The sequence below is a fragment of the Chloroflexota bacterium genome, assembly GCA_018825785.1.
Lineage (GTDB): Bacteria > Chloroflexota > Dehalococcoidia > JACVQG01 > JAHKAY01 > JAHKAY01.
The window spans coordinates 1-17,557 of the sequence record JAHKAY010000024.1 but is presented as its reverse complement, the minus strand read 5'-3'; the positions used below and the strand labels follow the sequence as shown (position 1 = coordinate 17,557).

Below are 17,557 nucleotides of genomic sequence, written 5' to 3'. Positions count from 1 at the left end.
GCTTCCTCAGAGGGCTCTGCCAGGAGCCGTGCCAGGCGCGCCGCTCCCGGCAGAATGGCCCCATAAACACCCATCGAAACCCCAGCATATCGCCCCTTCATCTCCCTTGCCAGTGTCCGACATGTGTCTGACCCTAATCAGTCCCCCAGAACAGGATGGCTAGCAAGAGGGATCGTAAGACCCCGGCAGACTTTGAGCCGGGCCACAGGCCGCTTTGCGGCCTCGGCTGACCTCTTCCTATCCCATCCTCCGTTTTTCCCCCTTGCTGCCGTTCGAATAGCAACTTAGAGGAGGACAGGTTTTGCGGTCGGTCTCCATCTGTGGTCGGGGAGGGCAGGTTTGAACTGCCGGCCTCTTGGTCCCAAACCAAGCGCTCTACCAGGCTGAGCTACTCCCCGTCAATGCCGTATTATGCTTCTTAGAGTCCCAAACCATGCGCGCTAACCGCTGCGCCACACCTCGCAGGGGGAAGCATAGCAGGGGAGAACAGCCCGGTCAATGAAAAGTACCCCTGGCGGGACTCGAACCCGCGCTCCTGGCTCCGGAGGCCAGTGCTCTATCCTCTGAGCTACAGGGGCACGATAATTTATACTAAACTATCTGACCCCTCCTGGCAAGGGACCGGCGGGAGAGAAACTTCAAGAACTCCAATACCGGAAAGACGGAGAAAGAGGCCAGGAGCACCACCCCCCAGTCCCTGAGCCCCAGGGAAAAGGTGTGGAAAGGCCCCTGAAGGGCAGGCAGGTAGATGATGGGTATGGTGATGACCATATTGACCAGGATGGCCCACCACAGCCAGCGGTTGGAGAAGATGCCTATCTGGAACAGGGAAAGGGTATCGGAACGGAAGTTGAAGGCTTTGAAGTATTGAATAAATGTGAGGCTGAGAAAGGTAAGGCCCTGGGCCTCCACCAGGGTCCGGCCCGACTTCAGGGCCCAGACAAAGACCCCCAGGTTGACCAGCCCCGACCAGACCCCCCCCGCCCCCATCAAGGACAGCACCGGCCAGGTGAAGATGCCCTGCTTCCGGGGCCGGGGGGGACGGCGCATTATATCCCGGGCCGGGGGGTCCACCGCCAGGGCCAGGGCGGGCAGACCGTCGGTGGCCAGGTTCACAAAGAGGATCTGGACGGCAACGAGGGGCAATGGCAGGCCCATGGAGACCGCCAGGAGCATAAGCAATATCTCCCCCAGGTTGGAGGAGAGGAGATACATCAGGTATTTCTTGATGTTGCCGAAGATGCCCCGCCCCTCCTCCACCGCCGCCACGATGGAGGCAAAGTTGTCATCGGTCAGGACCATATCCGAGGCCTCTTTGGAGACATCGGTGCCGGTGATACCCATGGCCACCCCGATATCGGCCTTCTTCAGGGCCGGGGCATCGTTCACCCCGTCCCCCGTCATGGCGACCACATGGCCCTTCTTGGTCAGGGCATCAACCACCCGGAGCTTATGGGCTGGAGATACCCGGGCATAGACCTCCACCCTCTCCGCCATCGCCTCGAACTCCACCTCCCCCAGCCGCTCCAGCTCAGGGCCTGTCAGCACCAGACCCCCCCTCAGGATGCCCAGCTCCTGGGCGATGGCCCTGGCAGTGACGGCGTGGTCCCCGGTAATCATCACTGGCTTAATCCCGGCCTCCAGGCACCTGGCGATGGCCTCTTTGACCTCGGAGCGGGGGGGGTCTATCATCCCCACCAGCCCCAGGAAGACCATTTCCTTCTCCGCCTCCGCCTCGCCCCGGCCCAGGTGCTTGTAGGCCAGTCCCAGCACCCGCAGGGCCTCCCCAGCCATCTCCTGGGCCTGGGCCAGGACCTCCTGGCAGGCTTGCGGGCCGAGGGGAGACTCCTCCCCTCCCTTGAGTACATGGGAGCAGGACTCCAGGATGACCTCGGGGGCGCCCTTGCTGAAGGCCTGTTCTCCCTGCTCGGTGCGGTGGATGGTGGTCATGCGCTTCCTCTCGGAGGAGAAGGGGACCTCTCCCATCCGGGGGTATTTCTCTCGCACCTCTTCCCCTATCCCGGCCTTGGCGGCGGCCACCACCAGGGCCCCTTCGGTGGGGTCGCCCCGCACCCACCACGAGCCATCGTTGCTGCACAGGCAGGAATCGTTGCAGAGCACCCCGGCCAGGAGGAGGCGGCGGAGGCCCTCAGGAAGGGGGCCTTGAGAGCGGAACTCCCCCCGGGGCTCATAGCCTGCCCCGGTAACCTCTATCATCTGCCCATCGGTATAGATTCTCCTCACCGTCATCTGGTCCTGGGTGAGGGTCCCCGTCTTATCGGAGCAGATGACGCTGACGGAGCCCAGGGTCTCCACGGCAGGCAGGCGGCGGATGAGGGCATGGCGTTTCACCAGGCGCTGCACCCCCAGGGCCAGGGAGATGGTTACCACGGCGGGCAGGGCCTCGGGGACTGCCGCCACCGCCAGGCTCACTGCCCAGATGAACATCTCCAGGAATCCACCCTCCCTCTGCAAGAGGGCCAGGCCGAAGATAAGGGCGGCCATGGCCAGGGCGCCGATACCGATGACCCTGCCCATGCGGTCCAGGTTCACCTGGAGAGGCGTAGGGGATTCCTCCACCTGCTGGAGCATGCCGGCGATGCGGCCGAACTCGGTGGCCATGCCCGTGGCCACCACCCCCCCCTTCCCCCGGCCATAGACCGCCGCCGTGCCCATGTAGGCCATGTTCTTCCTGTCCCCCACCGGCAGGTCCGCCTCCGCCAGGGACCCCACCACCTTCTCCACCGGCAGGGACTCCCCTGTGAGGGAAGCCTCATCGGTCCTGAGGTTGACCGCCTCCACAAGCCTGAGGTCGGCGGCCACCCGGTCCCCGGTGCGCAAGACAACGATGTCCCCTGGCACCAGCTCCGAGGCAGGGATTTCCTTTTCCTCACCCCGCCGGAGGACCGAGGCCGTGGGGGCGGCCATCCGCTTCAGGGCCTCCAGGGCCCTCTCCGCCCGGTACTCCTGGACAAAGCCCAGCCCGGCGGCGAAAAGCACGATGACTAAGATGAGCGCCGCATCCCAGGTCTCCCCCAGGAAGAAAGAGAGGACCACGGCCACGAGGAGGATGATTATGAGGAAGTTCTTGAACTGCTCCAGGAAGAGCATAAAGGGGGAGGCCCTCTTCTCCTCCCGGAGAAGGTTGGGGCCAAACTTTAAAAGCCGGCTCCGGGCCTCCTCAGGGCTCAGGCCCTGGGGCCCGGTCTCCAGAGCTTGGAAGGTCTCCTCCGGTGCAAGGGTGTGCCAGACCAGTGGCTTCATATCCTCTGCCCTCCATCATCCCGATAGCTATGTTATAGCAAAACTGGCATAGGCGCCGAGAAGAAACAAGGCTATAAGAGCTAAAGAGTACCAACTGGCCCCTACTCGTGTCTTCCGTTGAGGTCGCAGGATAATCCCCAACATGACTACGCTGGTCATGAGTATAACCACAAGGGCAGTAAGAAGGTGATTCTGGGATACGGCGTCCAGTATGGGTCCTTCAGTGTAGAACAGGTCATCAATGCCGATGATGGTCATATTAAGAAGGTTGCTTCCTATCATATTTGCGACGCAGAGGTCTATCGCTCCTAGCCGTAAGGCAGCAAAGGAGACCGTGATTTCGGGTAAGGTGGTGGTGAAACCAAGAAACAGGCTGCCCACGAAACTCTGCGTCAACCCGGTAATTTCAGCCATTTCCTTCCCCACCAGAGCCAGCCAGAACCCAGCACCAATAATGAATAGAGCAGCCACGGCGAAGCGCTGGTAGGCTTGCCTCAGGGAGACCCCGCCATACTTGATGGGCGCTTCAATGGCTGAGGCCTGGGCACGTTCATGATTGAATATCATCCTCACCGCAAGAAGGTAGAGAAGGAAGATGACCGGCGTGTACACCCCCACCCAGCCTATCGCTGGAAGGGAGACCAGCTTGGAGATGAGCAGAAAGGCGGCAACGAAGGCAACCAGGACTGGGCTCAGCGCGGCGGTAAGCAGATGCCGGGAACCAGCTGCTGTCAGCAGTGGACCACGGCGATAAGCAATATCAAGCAAAGCCAAATTTAATAAATTAAAGGTATTGGCCCCGAACAGATTGCCTACCGTCAAGTCAGGCGCTGCGGCCAGGGTTACAGAGCTGATGCCAGTGAAGAGCTCCGGCAGAGAGGTAGTAACCGCTACCAGAACTACGCCGACCCAGGCCCCACCCAGCCCTGTCTTCTCCGCGATAACATCGCCATATCTCGCTACTTGACGCCCAGCCAGCAAGATGACAGCGACGCAGATGGCAAATTTTAGCCAGACCAGGTCCATTCCCGCCTACATTACTCCTCAGGCATAAAAAGAGGCGGCCGGTCTCATCCAGCGCCTTCCTTTTCTTCCCATCCTAAAAGCAGGAATATTGTAGCACAAAAGGCCAAAGGGAGATATGCTATAATCCGTAAATGGAGAGGTGTCCGAGAGGTTTATGGAGCCGCTCTCGAAAAGCGGTAGGCGATGAGCCTCGTGGGTTCGAATCCCACCCTCTCCGGAGAATACGGTACGCTCCCCCATTGTGGAGAGGTGCTGGAGTGGTCTAACAGGCGCGCCTGGAGAGCGCGTAGGCCGCAAGGCCTCGTGGGTTCGAATCCCACCCTCTCCGCCAGTTTTTGTATATGGATGCTGACCTGAAATTCTGGGTAGGCTTTAGCCTCATCCCCGGCATCGGCCGGGTGAGGTTCTCTTTCCTTGAAAAACACTTCGGCCAGATGGAGAGGGCCTGGTTCGCCTCGGCCCAGGAGCTAAAGGAGGCGGGCCTGGAGCCAAAGGTGGTGGAGACCGTCCTGCACTACCGGCCCCGCATCTCCCTGGACGAGGAGATGGAGAAGCTGGAGCGCTGCGGGGTGCAGGCACTCCCGTGGCGTGACCCCTCGTATCCACGCCGCCTAAAGGAGATATACGACCCTCCGCCTGTCCTCTATGTCCGGGGCACCGTCCTCCCCCAGGACGAGGTGGGAGTGGCGGTGGTGGGCACCAGAAAGCCCACTATCTATGGACGCCAGGCAACGGAGGAGCTCGTGGCTGAACTCGTAAGGAACCGGATAACCATCATCAGCGGCCTGGCCCGGGGGATAGACGCCGTGGCCCACCGCACGGCTTTGAGCAACGGGGGCCGCACCATCGCCATCTTCGCCTCGGGGCTGGACACGGTCTATCCTGCGGAGCACGCCCCCCTGGCCAGGGAGGTCCTGGGGCGGGGTGCCCTGGTGAGCGAGCTCCCCCTGGGGACCCCGCCCCGGGCGGAGCACTTCCCCCGTCGCAACCGCATTATGAGCGGTATGGCCCTGGGAACCGTGGTGGTGGAGGCCGGGGAGGGCTCGGGGGCCCTCATCACCGCCCGCCTCGCCCTGGAGCAGAACCGGGAGGTCTTCGCCATCCCGGGCAGCATCCTCTCCCCCCAGAGCCGGGGGACCAACCGCCTCATCCAGGAAGGGGCCAAGCTGGTCATGGGGGCCGGGGACATCCTGGAGGAGCTGAACCTGGCCATGGCCGCCCCCCAGGCGGAGATGAAAGAGCTTCTGGCCCCCGAGCCCCAGGAGGCCCCCCTCCTCCGCCACCTCTCCGCCGAGCCCCTCCACATAGACGAGCTCTGCCGCCTATCCGGCCTGGCCATCCCCACCGTCTCCAGCCTCCTCAGCATGATGGAGCTCAAGGGCCTGGTGCGGCAGGTAGGGGCCATGCACTACATCCTCTCCCGCGAGGCCAGGGAAGAATACCGGGTGAAGGTGGAGTAGATGGCCAAGCTGGTGCTGGTGGAGTCCCCGGCCAAGGCCCGCACCCTGGGCCAGATTTTGGGCAAGGGCTATTCCGTTAAGGCCACCCTGGGCCATATCCGGGACCTGCCCTCTTGGAGGCTGGGGGTGAATGTGGACAAGGGCTTCTCCCCCCTCTACATCATCCCCAAAGAGAAAAAGGAGGTGGTCAAGGGGATAAAGGAGGCCGCCTCCAAGGCCCAGTCCGTCTTCCTGGCCACAGACCCCGACCGGGAGGGCGAGGCCATATCCTGGCACCTGGTGGAGGCGGCCGGGCTGAAAGACCACAAGTACCACCGGGTGGCCTTCCACGAGATTACCGCCGAGGCAGTAAAGGAGGCCTTCCGCCATCCCCGCTCCATAGATATGAAGCTGGTGGAGGCCCAGCAGGCCCGCCGCATCCTGGACCGGCTGGTGGGCTACAAGCTCTCCCCCTTCCTCTGGACGAGGGTCCAGGTGGGCCTCTCCGCTGGGCGGGTCCAGTCCGCCGCCCTGAGGATAGTCGTGGACAGAGAGGACGAGATTGAGGCCTTTGCCCCCCGGGAATATTGGACCATTGAGACGGAGCTGGAAAAGGGGGGCCACCCGCCCTTCCGCGCCCTTCTTGTATCTCTGGCCAACGGCACGAAGCTGGACATCCCCCAGGAGGCCCCCGCCCGGGCAATAGCCTCCGACCTGGAGAAGGCCCGCTACCTGGTGGCGGGGGTAAAGAGCAAGGAGGCCACACGCCAGCCCCCTCCCCCCTTTATCACCAGCAGCCTCCAGCAGGAGGCCTACAGGAAGCTGGGCTTTGCCGCCAAGCACACCATGGCCCTGGCCCAGCAACTATACGAGGGCCTGGACATCGGGAAGGAGGGGAGGGTGGGCCTCATCACCTATATGCGCACCGATTCCCCCCGGGTCTCCCCACAGGCCCTCAGGGAGGTCCGGGAATATATCCAGCGGAAATACGGCCCCGACTACATTCCCGAGAAGCCCCGGCAGTACCGGGCCCGGGGCCATGCCCAGGAGGCCCACGAGGCCATCCGCCCCACCAGCATCCTCCGGGAGCCAGGGAAGCTCCACCCCTTCCTCAAGCCGGAACAGCTCCGCCTCTATGACCTCATCTGGAAACGGATGCTGGCCAGCCAGATGGCCCCCGCCCGCTACCAGGTGGCCACCGCCGATATCGAGGCCAGGGGCAAGAAGGCCTATCTCCTCCGGGCCACCAGCACCCTCCTCACCTTCCCCGGCTTCACCACCCTGTATGTGGAAAGCCGGGACGAGAAGGAAGAGCCCTCGCAAAGGCTGCCCCCTTTGAAAAAGGGGGAGAAACTCCGCTTTCTGGGGGCCTTCCCCGACCAGCACTTTACCCAGCCCCCACCCCGCTACAACGAGGCCACCCTCATCCGGGCCCTGGAGGAGAAGGGCATCGGCCGCCCCAGCACCTATGCCCCCATCCTCTCCACCCTTAGAGAGAGGGGCTATGTGGCGAAGAAAGACGGAAAGCTCGACCCCCAGAAACTGGGCCGGACTGTGGCCGCACTCCTGGTGGAGCACTTCCCCCAGATTGTGGACCTTGACTTCACCGCCCGGATGGAGAAGGAGCTGGACCAGATTGCCCAGGGGGAGCTGGGCTGGCAGGAAACCCTCCAGGAGTTCTATACCCCCTTCGCCCAGACGCTGAAATACGAGCTGGAGAAGACGGCGGAGAAGTGCCCCCAGTGCGGCCACCCCCTGGTGGTAAAGCGGGGGCGCTTCGGCTATTTTCTGGCCTGCTCCGGCTTCCCCGAGTGCCGCTACTCCCAGCCCCTTCCACAGCAAGCGGTTGAGCCGGAGGAGACCGGGGAGAAGTGCTCCGACTGCGGCCGCCCGATGGTCGTCAAGCGGGGGCGCTTTGGCAAGTTCCTGGCCTGCTCCGGCTTCCCCGACTGCCGCCGTACCCGGCCCTATGCCAAGAAGCTGGATATCCCCTGCCCCAAATGCGGCGGGGAGCTGGGTGAAAAAGAGACAAAGAAGGGTAGGGTCTTCTACGGCTGTCTCAACTACCCAAAATGCAAGTTCGCCTCCTCCCGCCGGCCCCTGGGGAAGTGCCCCCGTTGCGAGGGCCTCCTTGTCTCCTACCGGAAGGGGATGGGGCAATGCCTCGAATGTAAGGAGAAGATAAAGCTGGAGGAGCCAGTCCCCGCGGGAGCCACGAGTGGAAGCGGAGCTTAGGTCCTTCCGCCTCTACCTGGAAACCGAGCGCCACTCCTCCCCTTACACCATCCGCAACTACACCTCAGACCTGAAGGAGGTCAGGGAGTTCCTGGGCCTCAAGGGGGTTGCCTCCTGGGAGGGGGTGGGGCGGGAGGTGCTGAGGGATTACCTGGCCTTTCTCCTGGAACGGGGCATCGCCCGGTCCAGCATCTCCAGGAAGTTCTCCGCCCTGCGTTCCTTCTATAAATACCTGGTGAGGGAAAAGAAGGTGGCCGCCGACCCCACCCGCACCACCTCGGTGCCCAGAAAGGAAGCACGCCTGCCCTCATTCTTGACCCGGGAGGAAATGACATCCCTGCTGAAGGCCCCCGACCTCTCCACCCCCGCCGGCATGCGGGACCAGGCCCTTCTGGAGCTCCTCTATGCCTCGGGCCTGAGGGTGAGCGAGATTGTGGGGCTGGATGTGGCCGATGTTGACCCGGCCGGGAAGGAGGCGAGGGTCTGGGGGAAGAGGTCCAAGGAGAGGGTGGTGGTGATGGGCCGGCCCGCAGCCAGCGCCCTGCGGGAATACCTGGAAAAGGCGAGGCCCACCCTCCTGGGGCAGGGAAGAAGCCCCGCCCTTTTCCTGAATGTAGAGGGGAAGAGGCTCACCATCCGCTCCATCCAGAACATCGTGAAAGAGTATGCCGTGAAGGCGGGCCTGGAAAAAGATATCCACCCCCACCTCCTGCGCCACACCTTCGCCACCCACCTCCTGGACGGGGGGGCTGACCTGCGCACCGTCCAGGAGCTCCTGGGGCACGAGAGCCTGGCCTCCACCCAGGTCTACACCCATATAAGCCAGAGCCAAGCCCGCCGGGTCTATGCCCGCGCCCACCCCCGGGCAAAGGAGGGGAAATGAAAGGGTTCAACCTCACCCCCTGCCCCCCTCTCCTTGACAAGGAGAGGGGGATGAGAGTTGACGCCGAGGGTCTATGGGGAATCGCCAGGGGGCCGGAGCGAGTTATGATGGCGGAGGTAGAGGCATATTGAGAATCTCAGTGCTCGTCAGCGCAATCGGGCTGCTACTCCTGGCCGCCTGCATACAGGTAGTTCCCACATCTGCGCCTCCTGGCACGCCGACGCCGGTGACCCCCATAACCCGGGAGCAGGCCCTTCAAGTCGCGCTCTCGCGGACCGGCATCGAGCCCGAGGTCACGGCGGTTCAAAACCCCCGAAACCCCGTGGCACGCTTGATGACAATACGCGATTACTTTGAGCTGCAGCTGGGAATAACCCCCAATTACGGCCTTTTCGAAGGTCCTGACATGCTGGTGTGGGTGGCCCAGTACGAAGGCACGTCGTACGATGCATTCCCCGTTCCATTCCCGGTGGACCGCACGCAATACAACTATACAGTGGTTGTGCTCAACGCTCAAAACGGACTACCCCACATGACATGGCGCGGCGCCGCTCCGCTCCTTCCCACCGCATCCATGATGACCAGAGAGCGGGCCGTTCAGATCGCCCTCGCGACGGTCTCGCTTCCACACGGCGAGTATTCGGCAGCGGAGAGCCCACGCAACCCCGTGGCGCGCCTGATGACCAGACAGGAATTCGAGCGGCGGGCTGCCGGCGGTCTCACCTCAATGTCATACCCCTACGTCGTGGTGTGGGCAGTCCAGGTCGAGGGCGCCTTCCTCAGGGCGTTCCCTGCCGGGCCACCCGCACGGCTCCCCTACGCGACGGTTGCGGTTGACGCCCAAAGCGGAGATATCGTCGGGATTTATTACACATATGCCCCCCTTCTAGGATGAAGGGAAAGCTGGCACCTTCACAGGGTGCAGGGGCTGCGCCCCTGCCGGGGGCACGGGGGTGTCCCCCGGCCAAATTATGATTCCCCCTTCCTTGAGGAAGGGGGAAAGGGGGATGGTGAATGAGACTACTGATAATTAACGGCCCCAATTTGAACCTTTTGGGGAAGAGGGAGCCCTCCCACTACGGGAGGAAGACCCTGGAGGAGATAAACGCCCTCCTGGAGGGGCAGGCCCGGGAGCTCAAGGTGGAGCTGGCCTTCTTCCAGTCCAACAGCGAGGGAGCTATCATTGACTTCCTCCAGGCCCAGGCCCCCAAAGCCGACGGCATCATCATCAACCCGGGGGCACTCACCCACTACGGCCTCTCCTTGAAGGACGCCCTGGCCGCCTCCGGCCTGCCCGTAGTTGAGGTGCACCTCTCCAACATCTATGCCCGGGAGGACTGGCGCCACAACTCGGTGGTGGCCCCGGTGACCAGGGGCCAGATAACCGGCCTGGGGTGGCGGGGATACCTCCTGGCCCTGGAATACCTGGCTGAGGAGGCAAAGAAATCCGGCTAAGGAGGCTCCTCCCCCGGCTGGAGGAGAAGGGCCTGGACGGTCTGCTTATATCCCAGGCCGATAACCGCCGCTATGTTTCCGGCTTCACCGGTTCCGCCGGATACCTCCTAATAACCAGAAAGGCTTCCCTGCTCCTGGTGGACTTCCGCTACACCGAGCAGGCCCGGCTCCAGGCCCCCGGTTGGGAGGTGGTGCGGATAAGAGGGGAACCTTACCAGTTCCTGCCCCCACTCCTGGCGGGGGAAGGGATAGGAACCCTGGGCCTTGAGGCCTCCCACATGAGCCTGGCCACCTATACCCTCCTCCAGGAAGCGCTGAAAGACGGCCCCCACCTCGTGCCCACCCAGGGGCTGGTGGAGGGCCTGAGGCAGGTCAAGGAGCCCGGGGAAGTGGCCCTGATGGAAAAGGCCGCCCAGCTGGCAGATGAGGCAATTGACCACATCCTTCCCCTCCTCAAGCCCGGGATGGGGGAGATAGAGCTGGCCTGGGAGCTGGAGAAGTCCATGAGGGAAAGGGGCAGCGAGCCCCTCCCCTTTGAGCCCATTGTGGCCTCGGGCCCCCAGTCGGCCATGCCCCACGCCCGCCCCACCACCAGGGCCCTCGCTGAGAAGGAGCCTCTGCTCATTGATATCGGTGCCCGCGTCCAGGGCTACGGCAGCGACCTCTCCCGCACCTTCCCCGTGGGAGAGGCTGATGATAACTTCAGGAAAATCTATGCCGTCGTCCTGGAGGCCCAGGAGAGGGCCCTCTCCGGGATAAGGCCTGGTATGAAGGGGGAGGAGGCCGACCGCCTGGCCCGGGAGGTGATAGAAAAGGCAGGGTACGGTGAGAGCTTCGGCCACGGCCTGGGGCACGGGGTAGGGCTCGCCCCCCACGAGGCCCCCCACCTGGGCCCCAGCTCGCCAGATGTCCTGGAGAAGGGGATGGCCTTCACCGTAGAGCCTGGAATCTATATCCCCGGCTGGGGAGGGGTGAGGATAGAGGACCTGGTGGTCCTGGAAGAAGACGGCCCCAGGCTCCTCTCCCGGGCAAAAAAACACAGGCCCTGATGGCCAGGCTCACCTTCTACGGCGGGGTGGAGGAAATAGGGGGGAACAAGGTCCTCCTGGAGGAGGGGGACCTTCAACTCTTCTTTGACTTCGGCACCCCCTATGGCAAGAGGGGGGACTACTTTGAGGAATATCTCACCCCCCGCCCCGGGGCCGGCCTCCTGGACCTGCTGGAGATGGACCTCCTGCCCCCTTTGAAAGGCATCTACCGGGAGGACCTGGCCCAGCACATTTCCTGGGAGCACTTCCAGGCCCATCACCCCCACTACCGGGAGGCGGAAGTCCATGGGGTCCTCCTTTCCCATGCCCACCTGGACCACTCGGGGTACATCTCCTTCCTGCGCCAGGAGACCCCCATCTATACCTCGCCGATGACAGCCTTTATCTCCAAGGCCATCCAGGACACGGGGAAGTCCGACCTGGAGCGGGAGCTATGCTACCTCAGCCCCAGGGAGATTAAAGAGGGCTACCTGGCCACGGCAGGGAGAAACTACCTGCCCCGCCCCTTTGTCCTTTCCGAGCCCTTCCCCCTGGGGGAGGAAGCCAGGGCTTTCTGGGGCCGTTCCCCGGCCAAGAGCAAGGGCCTGAAGGCCACCATCCCCACCACCCTCAACACCTCCGCCCCCGTGCGCTTCTTCCCCGTGGACCACTCGGTCTTTGGGGCGGGGGCTTTCGCCGTGGAGACCTGGGGGGGCTGGATAGCCTACACCGGGGACCTGCGTCTCCACGGGGGGCGGGCCCACCTCACCCGGGCCGCTATCCAGGGCCTGGCGTCCCTGAAGCCCCTGGTCCTCCTCACCGAAGGCACCCGGGCCGGGGAAGGGGCGGGGACCACCGAGGGAGATGTCCATGATAGCATCCTCTCCGTGGTGAAGGGGGCCCGGGGGCTGGTCATCGCCGACTTCGGCCCCCGGAACATAGAGAGGCTTCTCACTATGGAAAGGGTCGCCCGGGACACAGCCCGCCGGCTGGTTGTCCTGCCCAAGGACAGCTATCTCCTGGAGGCCATGGCCCTGGCCTGCCCCCAGGATGTGCCCCCCCAACTCCTCTCCCAACTGCTCGTCTACCAGGAGTTCCGCTCCCCGGACCGGGAGGAAGTCTGGAGAGAAGCCGTCCGAAAGCAACACCCCTCCCAGTTTGTGGGCCACCAGGAGGTCAGGGCCTGTCCCCAGAACTACATCCTCTGCTTCAGCTTCTGGGACATCAATGAGCTCATTGACATCCACCCCCAGAGGGGGACCTATATCTACTCCTCCAGCGAGGCCTTCAGCGAAGAGCAGCGGATGGACATCAGGCGGCTCAAGAACTGGCTGAAACATTTTGATATTGACGCCGTGGGGCTGCCCGATGAAGAAACCGGGAAAATCCCACAGGAACAGAGGGGTTTCCATGCCTCGGGCCACGCCTCGGGGCCGGAGTTGCTCAGCATGATAAAGGAAATCCAGCCCAGGGTCCTGGTCCCCATCCATACCGAAAAGCCGGGCTATTTCCTTGAGGGCCTGGCGGGGACAGGGATTGAGGTGAGGCCTCCGGAACTGGGGAAAGCGATGGAGCTTTGATACCCCTCAGGCTCCGGCTCTGGAACTTCCTGAGCTACAGGGAGGAGGAGCTGTCCCTGGAAGGGGTCCATGTTGCCTGCCTCTGCGGGGAAAACGGGGCGGGGAAATCGGCCCTGCTGGATGCTATTACCTGGGCCCTCTGGGGCCAGGCCCGCAATGTGGATAGAAGGGGCTCGGGGCAGGAGAACCTCATCCACCAGGGGCAGGAGGAGATGGCGGTGGAGCTGGACTTCCGGGTGGGGGAAAACCGCTACCGGGTAGCCCGGCGCTACTCCAGGAAACGGGGGCCCAGCCTCCACCTTCTTATAGCTTCTGGCGACGGCTTCCGCACCCTCTCCCAGGGGGTGGAGGAGACCCAAAAAAGGCTGCTGGAAATCCTCCGTCTGGACTATGACACCTTCACCCACAGCGCCTTCCTGGTCCAGGGCCAGGACGACGCTTTCACCGCCGGGATGGACCCCCGGCAGAGAAAGGAGCTCCTGGGGAAGGTCCTGGGCCTCTCCCTCTACGAGGCCGCCGCCGAAGAGGCCCGCTCCCTCTCACGGGAACGCAAAAGGGAAAAGGAACGCCTGGACGGGGAGCTGGCCCTGATTGAAGAGGAGCTTGGCCAGCGCCCCCTCTACGAGGAGGAGCTGGCCGGCCTCTCCCGCCAGCTTCAGGAGACGGAAGAGAAGGTCCGCCAGGCCCAGGAGCAGCTGAACACCCTGCGCCTCAGGGAGGAGGCCCTCAGGCAAAAAGAGGCGCGCCTCACGAAGATAGAAAAAGAGCTGGAGGATATAGCCAGGGAAGAGGACTTCTGGAAGAGGGAGAGTGCCGCCAGGGAGAAGAGGCTGGGGGAGCTCCAGGACTATCTGGCCCGGAGAGGGGAGATTGAAAAGGGCTACCAGGCCCTCCTGGAGACAAGGCAGGCCCTGGAGCGGCTGGCCCAAAAGCAGCGGGCCTTCCTGACCCTCCGAGAAAGGCTGGAGCCCCTCCGGCTCCAGCTCCACGGCCTGAAGGTACGGATGGAACAGGAAAGCAAGACGGCCCTCGGCCTCCCCCTCCTGGAGCAGAAGCTCAGCCATGTCCAGAAAGGGCTGGAGAGCCTCCAGGAGCAACAGGAGGGATTAGAGGCGGAGAAAGAGGGCCTGCGGGGCCTGGCCGAGGGCCTGCGCCAGCAGGAGGCGGCCCTGGCCCGCCTGGTGGCGGGGATAGAGGAAACGGCCCAGAAGCTCCACCTCCTCGCCGGCGCTGAGGCCCGCTGTCCCCTCTGCGAGTCCGCCCTGGGGGAAGAAAAGCGCCATAGCCTTCAGGCCCGCTACCAGGCCGAAGAGGGCGAAAGGGCCCGGCAACAGGAAAAGGTCAGGGCAGCCTGCGCCGAGCTGGATAGACACCTCAGGGACAGAGATAAGCAGGCCAGGGAGAAGGAGAAGGCCCTGCACCAGGAGAGGGCCTCCCTGAAAAGCCAGCATGCCCTCCTGGAAGACCAGGCAAGGGAGGCCCGGGAGGCAGGCAAGAGGCTCCGCGACTTGGAAGGGACCCTCCAGGGCCTTGAACAAACCCTATCCAGCCTGGAGGGGGAGGTCCGGGCCCTGGGCTATGACGAGGGGGCATACCTCAAGGCCCAGCAGGACCTGAAGGGCCTTGAGTCCTTTGAACCCCAGAAGCAGAAGCTCCTGGAGGCAGGAAAAGACGCCCCCACGGAAGCCCAGGCCCTGGAAAGTGCCCGAGAGAAACAGGCCAAACAGGAAACCAAACGCTCCCTGGCCCTGGAAGAAAAAGGGGCCCTGGCCTCGGAGCTGGCCTCCCAGCCCCATCCAAAGCAGGCCATCAGCCAGACAGAGGACGATTATGTAAAGTCCAGGGCTGAAGGGGACCGGTTGCGGGAGGCGGTGGGGCGGGTGAGGGGGCGTCTGGAGGACCTACAGCGGCGGGAGGGGGAGAAGGGACTCAAGGCGATAGAGCGCCAGAGGGCCGGGGAGGAGGCGGGGATATACGCGGAGCTGGCCGAGGCCTTCGGCCCGAAGGGGGCCCCCGCCCTCATCATTGAACGGGCCCTCCCCGAGCTGGAGGAGGATGCCAACGCCCTCCTGGCGAGGATGACCCAGGGCCGCCTCACCCTGCGCTTTGAGACCCAGGAGGCCACCAAGAGGGGCGGGGTGGTGGAGACGCTGGACATAGCGGTGGCCGATGAGCGGGGCACCCGCGGCTATGCCATGTTCAGCGGGGGGGAAGCCTTCCGCATCAACCTGGCCCTGAGGATAGCTTTGGCCAAGTTCCTTGCCCGCCGGGCCGGCGCCCCCCTCCCCATCCTGGTGGTGGACGAGGGCTTCGGCTCCCAGGATGCCGAAGGCAGGGAGAGGCTGGTGGAGGCCATCAACTCCATCGCCCCCGATTTTGAGAAGGTAATCCTGGTCACCCACATTGAGGATCTCAAGGAGATGTTCCCCGTCCGCCTGGAGGTGACCAGAGGCCCCAATGGCTCCCGGGTGACCCTCAGCCCCTGACCCGCCCGCCGGGCAAGTTTGTTAAGCTAGAGGCCCATGTCCTCGCCATTCTGGGCGCATCTGCCATTCTGAGGCGTGTGTCATTGTGAATGTGTCTGTCATTCTGAGCGCAGCGAAGAATCTCCCAGGCTCATTCGGAACCTGCGTTAAGTAAAATGAAGAGAACGCCAAGACCAGTCTGAGAGTCAATAGAATGAACCAATACTATGTCTACGTAATGAGCAATCGTTCCAAAACGCTATACACCGGTGTGACGAACGATTTGCAGCGACGAGTCTACGAGCACAAGCAAAAGCTAGTCAAAGGATTTACCGAGAAGTACAATATGACCATGCTTGTGTATTATGAGATGACCCCTGAAGTGGGGTCGGCTATCAGCCGTGAGAAACAGATCAAGGGCTGGCTCAGGAGCAAGAAGATTGCTCTAATAGAGTCAAAGAATCCCCAATGGAGGGACTTGAGCGATGAATGGTATAAGACGGGAGTAGACCCTTCGCTCCGCTCAGGGTGACAGAGAGGCTCAGGGTGACAAGGAAACTCGGGGTGACAGAGAGACTCAGGCTGGCACAGAAACTTGGGGTGCGACAGAGATGCCTCACTTCGGGCTAACTTGAGATTCCATCTTCCGTTATAATGACTGAGAGGTGAGATATGGCAAAGAAATGGCTGTCCCTGGCGGTGCTCCTGCTTCTCCTGGGGGTCTCCTTTCTATCGGCCTGTTCCCAGGCCCCATCCGCGCCCGAACCCGCTGCCCCTCCCAAGCCATTGCCGGCAGCGACCCCCACCCCGGCCCCCTTCCCCACACCCGCCCCGCCCAAAGGGCCCCAATTCGATGTCGGCGACAGCAGTGTGGGCGTCGCCGGGCCAGAGCTTCCCTCGGCGGAGAGGATGATTGTCCGCCAGGGAAGCCTGGTCCTGGTGGTGGCGGACCTGGCCCAGGCCGTGGAGAAGGCGGCGGAGACGGCGCAAAACCTGGGCGGCTATGTCATCTACTCCTCCCAGCAGGGGGAGGAGGGGGCCAGCATCTCCATGCGCGTCCCGGCGGAGAAGTTTGAGCCGGCCATGGCCTCCCTCAAGGCACTGGCCCTTAGAGTGGTGAACGAAGATACCCGCAGCCAGGATGTAACCGAGGAATATGTGGACCTTGAGGCCTCACTGCGGAACCTGGAGGCGGCCGAGGCGCAGTACCTGGAAATCCTGAAGAAAGCGTGGGACGTGGAAGGCATGCTCCAGGTGCAGCGGGAGCTGGTCAATGTGCGGGGGCAGATTGAGGGGACAAGGGGCAGGATGAACTACCTGGAGCGCACCACGGCTATGTCCCAGATTGATGTCTCCTTCCAGCCCTCAAAGAGCCCTCAGCCCCTGGTCCGCCCCGAGTGGAGCCCTGGTGAGACCCTGCGGGGAGCCCTGAGGAGCCTTGCCAGCTTCGGCCAGCGCCTGGCAGGGTTGGGTATCTGGCTGCTGGTCTTCAGCCCCGTCTGGATCGTCCCGGGGCTCATCATTTTCTTCGTGTTGCGGAGGTCCACCCGCAGACCAGGCTAGCTGAAGAGCTTGCGGTAGGTCCTGAGGAGCTCCTCCCGGGTGGGCAGGCCGGAACGGGCCCCCATCTCGCCCAGACAGCGGGCGGCCATGAGCTCCCCAAGGCGGGCGGCGGTGATTATCTTCTCCCCTTTGAGTAGCCCGAAGAGGACCCCGGCGGCAAAGGCATCCCCCGCCCCGGTGCTGTCCACGATGGCCTCGGGCTGGACAGCAGCCTCAAGGAGGTGCTCGTTCCGCCCCTCGCCGATATGGCACACCTTCCCCCCCTTTCCCCCAAGGGTGACCACCACCAGAGAGCACCCCATATTCTGCCCCAGCCTCTGGGTGGCGGTGCGGAAGTCACCTCCGGCAAGCTCCTCAATCTCCGCCCGGTTCAGGAAGAGGATGTGGCTCCTTCTGATAATGGGGGCCAGGGCCCCCAGCCCCCGAGAGGTGAAGAGCTGTCCTGGGGCAAAGCTCACCTTCACCCGCGGCGAGAGCCTCTCCAGCAGGCTTCGCTCCAGCCGTAGCTGTTCCTCGCCGACGAAAGAGGAGAGGTGGAGAAAGCTGGCCTCGTTTATGTAGTCCAGGTCAATATCCTCCAGGGTGAGGCGGGCGTTGGCACCAGGGAGGGCATAAAGGG

General features: G+C 63.3%; 13 protein-coding genes and 4 tRNA genes. 12 read left to right on the top strand and 5 right to left on the bottom strand.

Annotated elements, in window-relative coordinates; genetic code table 11:
• Positions 1–321: 321 nt before the first annotated feature.
• From KJ624_04000 to KJ624_03985, 4 genes are all read right to left on the bottom strand, one after another.
• A tRNA-Pro gene (locus KJ624_04000) sits at positions 322–398 on the bottom strand.
• A 108-nt stretch (positions 399–506) separates the two neighbouring features.
• Positions 507–578, bottom strand: a tRNA-Arg gene (locus KJ624_03995).
• Positions 579–591: 13 nt separating this feature from the next.
• Positions 592–3,264: a cation-translocating P-type ATPase gene (locus KJ624_03990; protein MBU2008994.1), complete on the bottom strand. Its 2,673-nt coding sequence runs from the start codon at positions 3,262–3,264 to the stop codon at positions 592–594.
• Between the two features lie 27 nt (positions 3,265–3,291).
• On the bottom strand, positions 3,292–4,290 hold the full coding sequence (locus KJ624_03985) for a sodium:calcium antiporter (protein ID MBU2008993.1): 999 nt from the start codon (positions 4,288–4,290) through the stop codon (positions 3,292–3,294).
• 133 nt (positions 4,291–4,423) lie between these two features.
• Here KJ624_03985 and KJ624_03980 point away from each other — a divergent pair.
• The 12 genes from KJ624_03980 to KJ624_03925 all read left to right on the top strand — a co-directional run bounded on the left by KJ624_03980 (position 4,424) and on the right by KJ624_03925 (position 16,938).
• Positions 4,424–4,507: transfer RNA gene (locus KJ624_03980), tRNA-Ser, on the top strand.
• Positions 4,508–4,533: 26 nt separating this feature from the next.
• Positions 4,534–4,621: transfer RNA gene (locus KJ624_03975), tRNA-Ser, on the top strand.
• Between the two features lie 10 nt (positions 4,622–4,631).
• Positions 4,632–5,750, top strand: a complete 1,119-nt coding sequence (gene dprA, locus KJ624_03970; protein ID MBU2008992.1) for a DNA-processing protein DprA — start codon at positions 4,632–4,634, stop codon at positions 5,748–5,750.
• Positions 5,751–7,964 (top strand): type I DNA topoisomerase, encoded by a 2,214-nt coding sequence (gene topA / locus KJ624_03965; GenBank protein MBU2008991.1) that lies wholly within the window; start codon positions 5,751–5,753, stop codon positions 7,962–7,964.
• Entirely contained in the window at positions 7,948–8,847 is a 900-nt protein-coding gene (xerC, locus tag KJ624_03960; protein ID MBU2008990.1) for a tyrosine recombinase XerC, read from the top strand. Before topA ends, xerC begins: the two co-directional genes overlap by 17 nt.
• A gap of 127 nt (positions 8,848–8,974) precedes the next feature.
• Positions 8,975–9,742 carry a hypothetical protein gene (locus KJ624_03955; GenBank protein ID MBU2008989.1) on the top strand — a complete coding sequence of 256 codons (768 nt, stop codon included), beginning with the start codon at positions 8,975–8,977 and terminating at the stop codon, positions 9,740–9,742.
• 119 nt (positions 9,743–9,861) lie between these two features.
• Entirely contained in the window at positions 9,862–10,302 is a 441-nt protein-coding gene (gene aroQ, locus KJ624_03950) for a type II 3-dehydroquinate dehydratase (protein ID MBU2008988.1), read from the top strand.
• Positions 10,293–11,351, top strand: a complete 1,059-nt coding sequence (locus KJ624_03945; GenBank protein MBU2008987.1) for a Xaa-Pro peptidase family protein — start codon at positions 10,293–10,295, stop codon at positions 11,349–11,351. The genes aroQ and KJ624_03945 overlap by 10 nt, the downstream gene beginning before the upstream one ends.
• Complete coding sequence (locus KJ624_03940; protein ID MBU2008986.1) at positions 11,351–12,910, top strand: exonuclease; 1,560 nt, start codon at positions 11,351–11,353, stop codon at positions 12,908–12,910. The genes KJ624_03945 and KJ624_03940 overlap by 1 nt, the downstream gene beginning before the upstream one ends.
• Positions 12,907–15,396: an SMC family ATPase gene (locus KJ624_03935; protein ID MBU2008985.1), complete on the top strand. Its 2,490-nt coding sequence runs from the start codon at positions 12,907–12,909 to the stop codon at positions 15,394–15,396. The genes KJ624_03940 and KJ624_03935 overlap by 4 nt, the downstream gene beginning before the upstream one ends.
• A gap of 193 nt (positions 15,397–15,589) precedes the next feature.
• Entirely contained in the window at positions 15,590–15,907 is a 318-nt protein-coding gene (locus KJ624_03930; protein MBU2008984.1) for a GIY-YIG nuclease family protein, read from the top strand.
• Between the two features lie 140 nt (positions 15,908–16,047).
• A complete protein-coding gene (locus KJ624_03925; GenBank protein MBU2008983.1) occupies positions 16,048–16,938 on the top strand; it encodes a DUF4349 domain-containing protein in 891 nt (296 codons plus the stop codon).
• Here KJ624_03925 and KJ624_03920 read toward each other — a convergent pair.
• Positions 16,935–17,557, bottom strand: a 623-nt coding sequence (locus KJ624_03920; protein ID MBU2008982.1) for a hypothetical protein, incomplete at its 5' end; no start/stop codon positions are given. The genes KJ624_03925 and KJ624_03920 overlap by 4 nt on opposite strands.

What these genes read in the sequence shown, in the direction of transcription:
- KJ624_03925 (MBU2008983.1), top strand. Translation starts at nt 16,048, where the DNA reads ATGGCAAAGAAATGGCTGTCCCTGGCGGTGCTCCTGCTTCTCCTGGGG.
- KJ624_03940 (MBU2008986.1), top strand. Translation starts at nt 11,351, where the DNA reads ATGGCCAGGCTCACCTTCTACGGCGGGGTGGAGGAAATAGGGGGGAAC.
- topA (MBU2008991.1), top strand. Translation starts at nt 5,751, where the DNA reads ATGGCCAAGCTGGTGCTGGTGGAGTCCCCGGCCAAGGCCCGCACCCTG.
- dprA (MBU2008992.1), top strand. Translation starts at nt 4,632, where the DNA reads ATGGATGCTGACCTGAAATTCTGGGTAGGCTTTAGCCTCATCCCCGGC.
- KJ624_03990 (MBU2008994.1), bottom strand. Translation starts at nt 3,264, where the DNA reads ATGAAGCCACTGGTCTGGCACACCCTTGCACCGGAGGAGACCTTCCAA.
- KJ624_03930 (MBU2008984.1), top strand. Translation starts at nt 15,590, where the DNA reads ATGAACCAATACTATGTCTACGTAATGAGCAATCGTTCCAAAACGCTA.
- KJ624_03985 (MBU2008993.1), bottom strand. Translation starts at nt 4,290, where the DNA reads ATGGACCTGGTCTGGCTAAAATTTGCCATCTGCGTCGCTGTCATCTTG.
- aroQ (MBU2008988.1), top strand. Translation starts at nt 9,862, where the DNA reads ATGAGACTACTGATAATTAACGGCCCCAATTTGAACCTTTTGGGGAAG.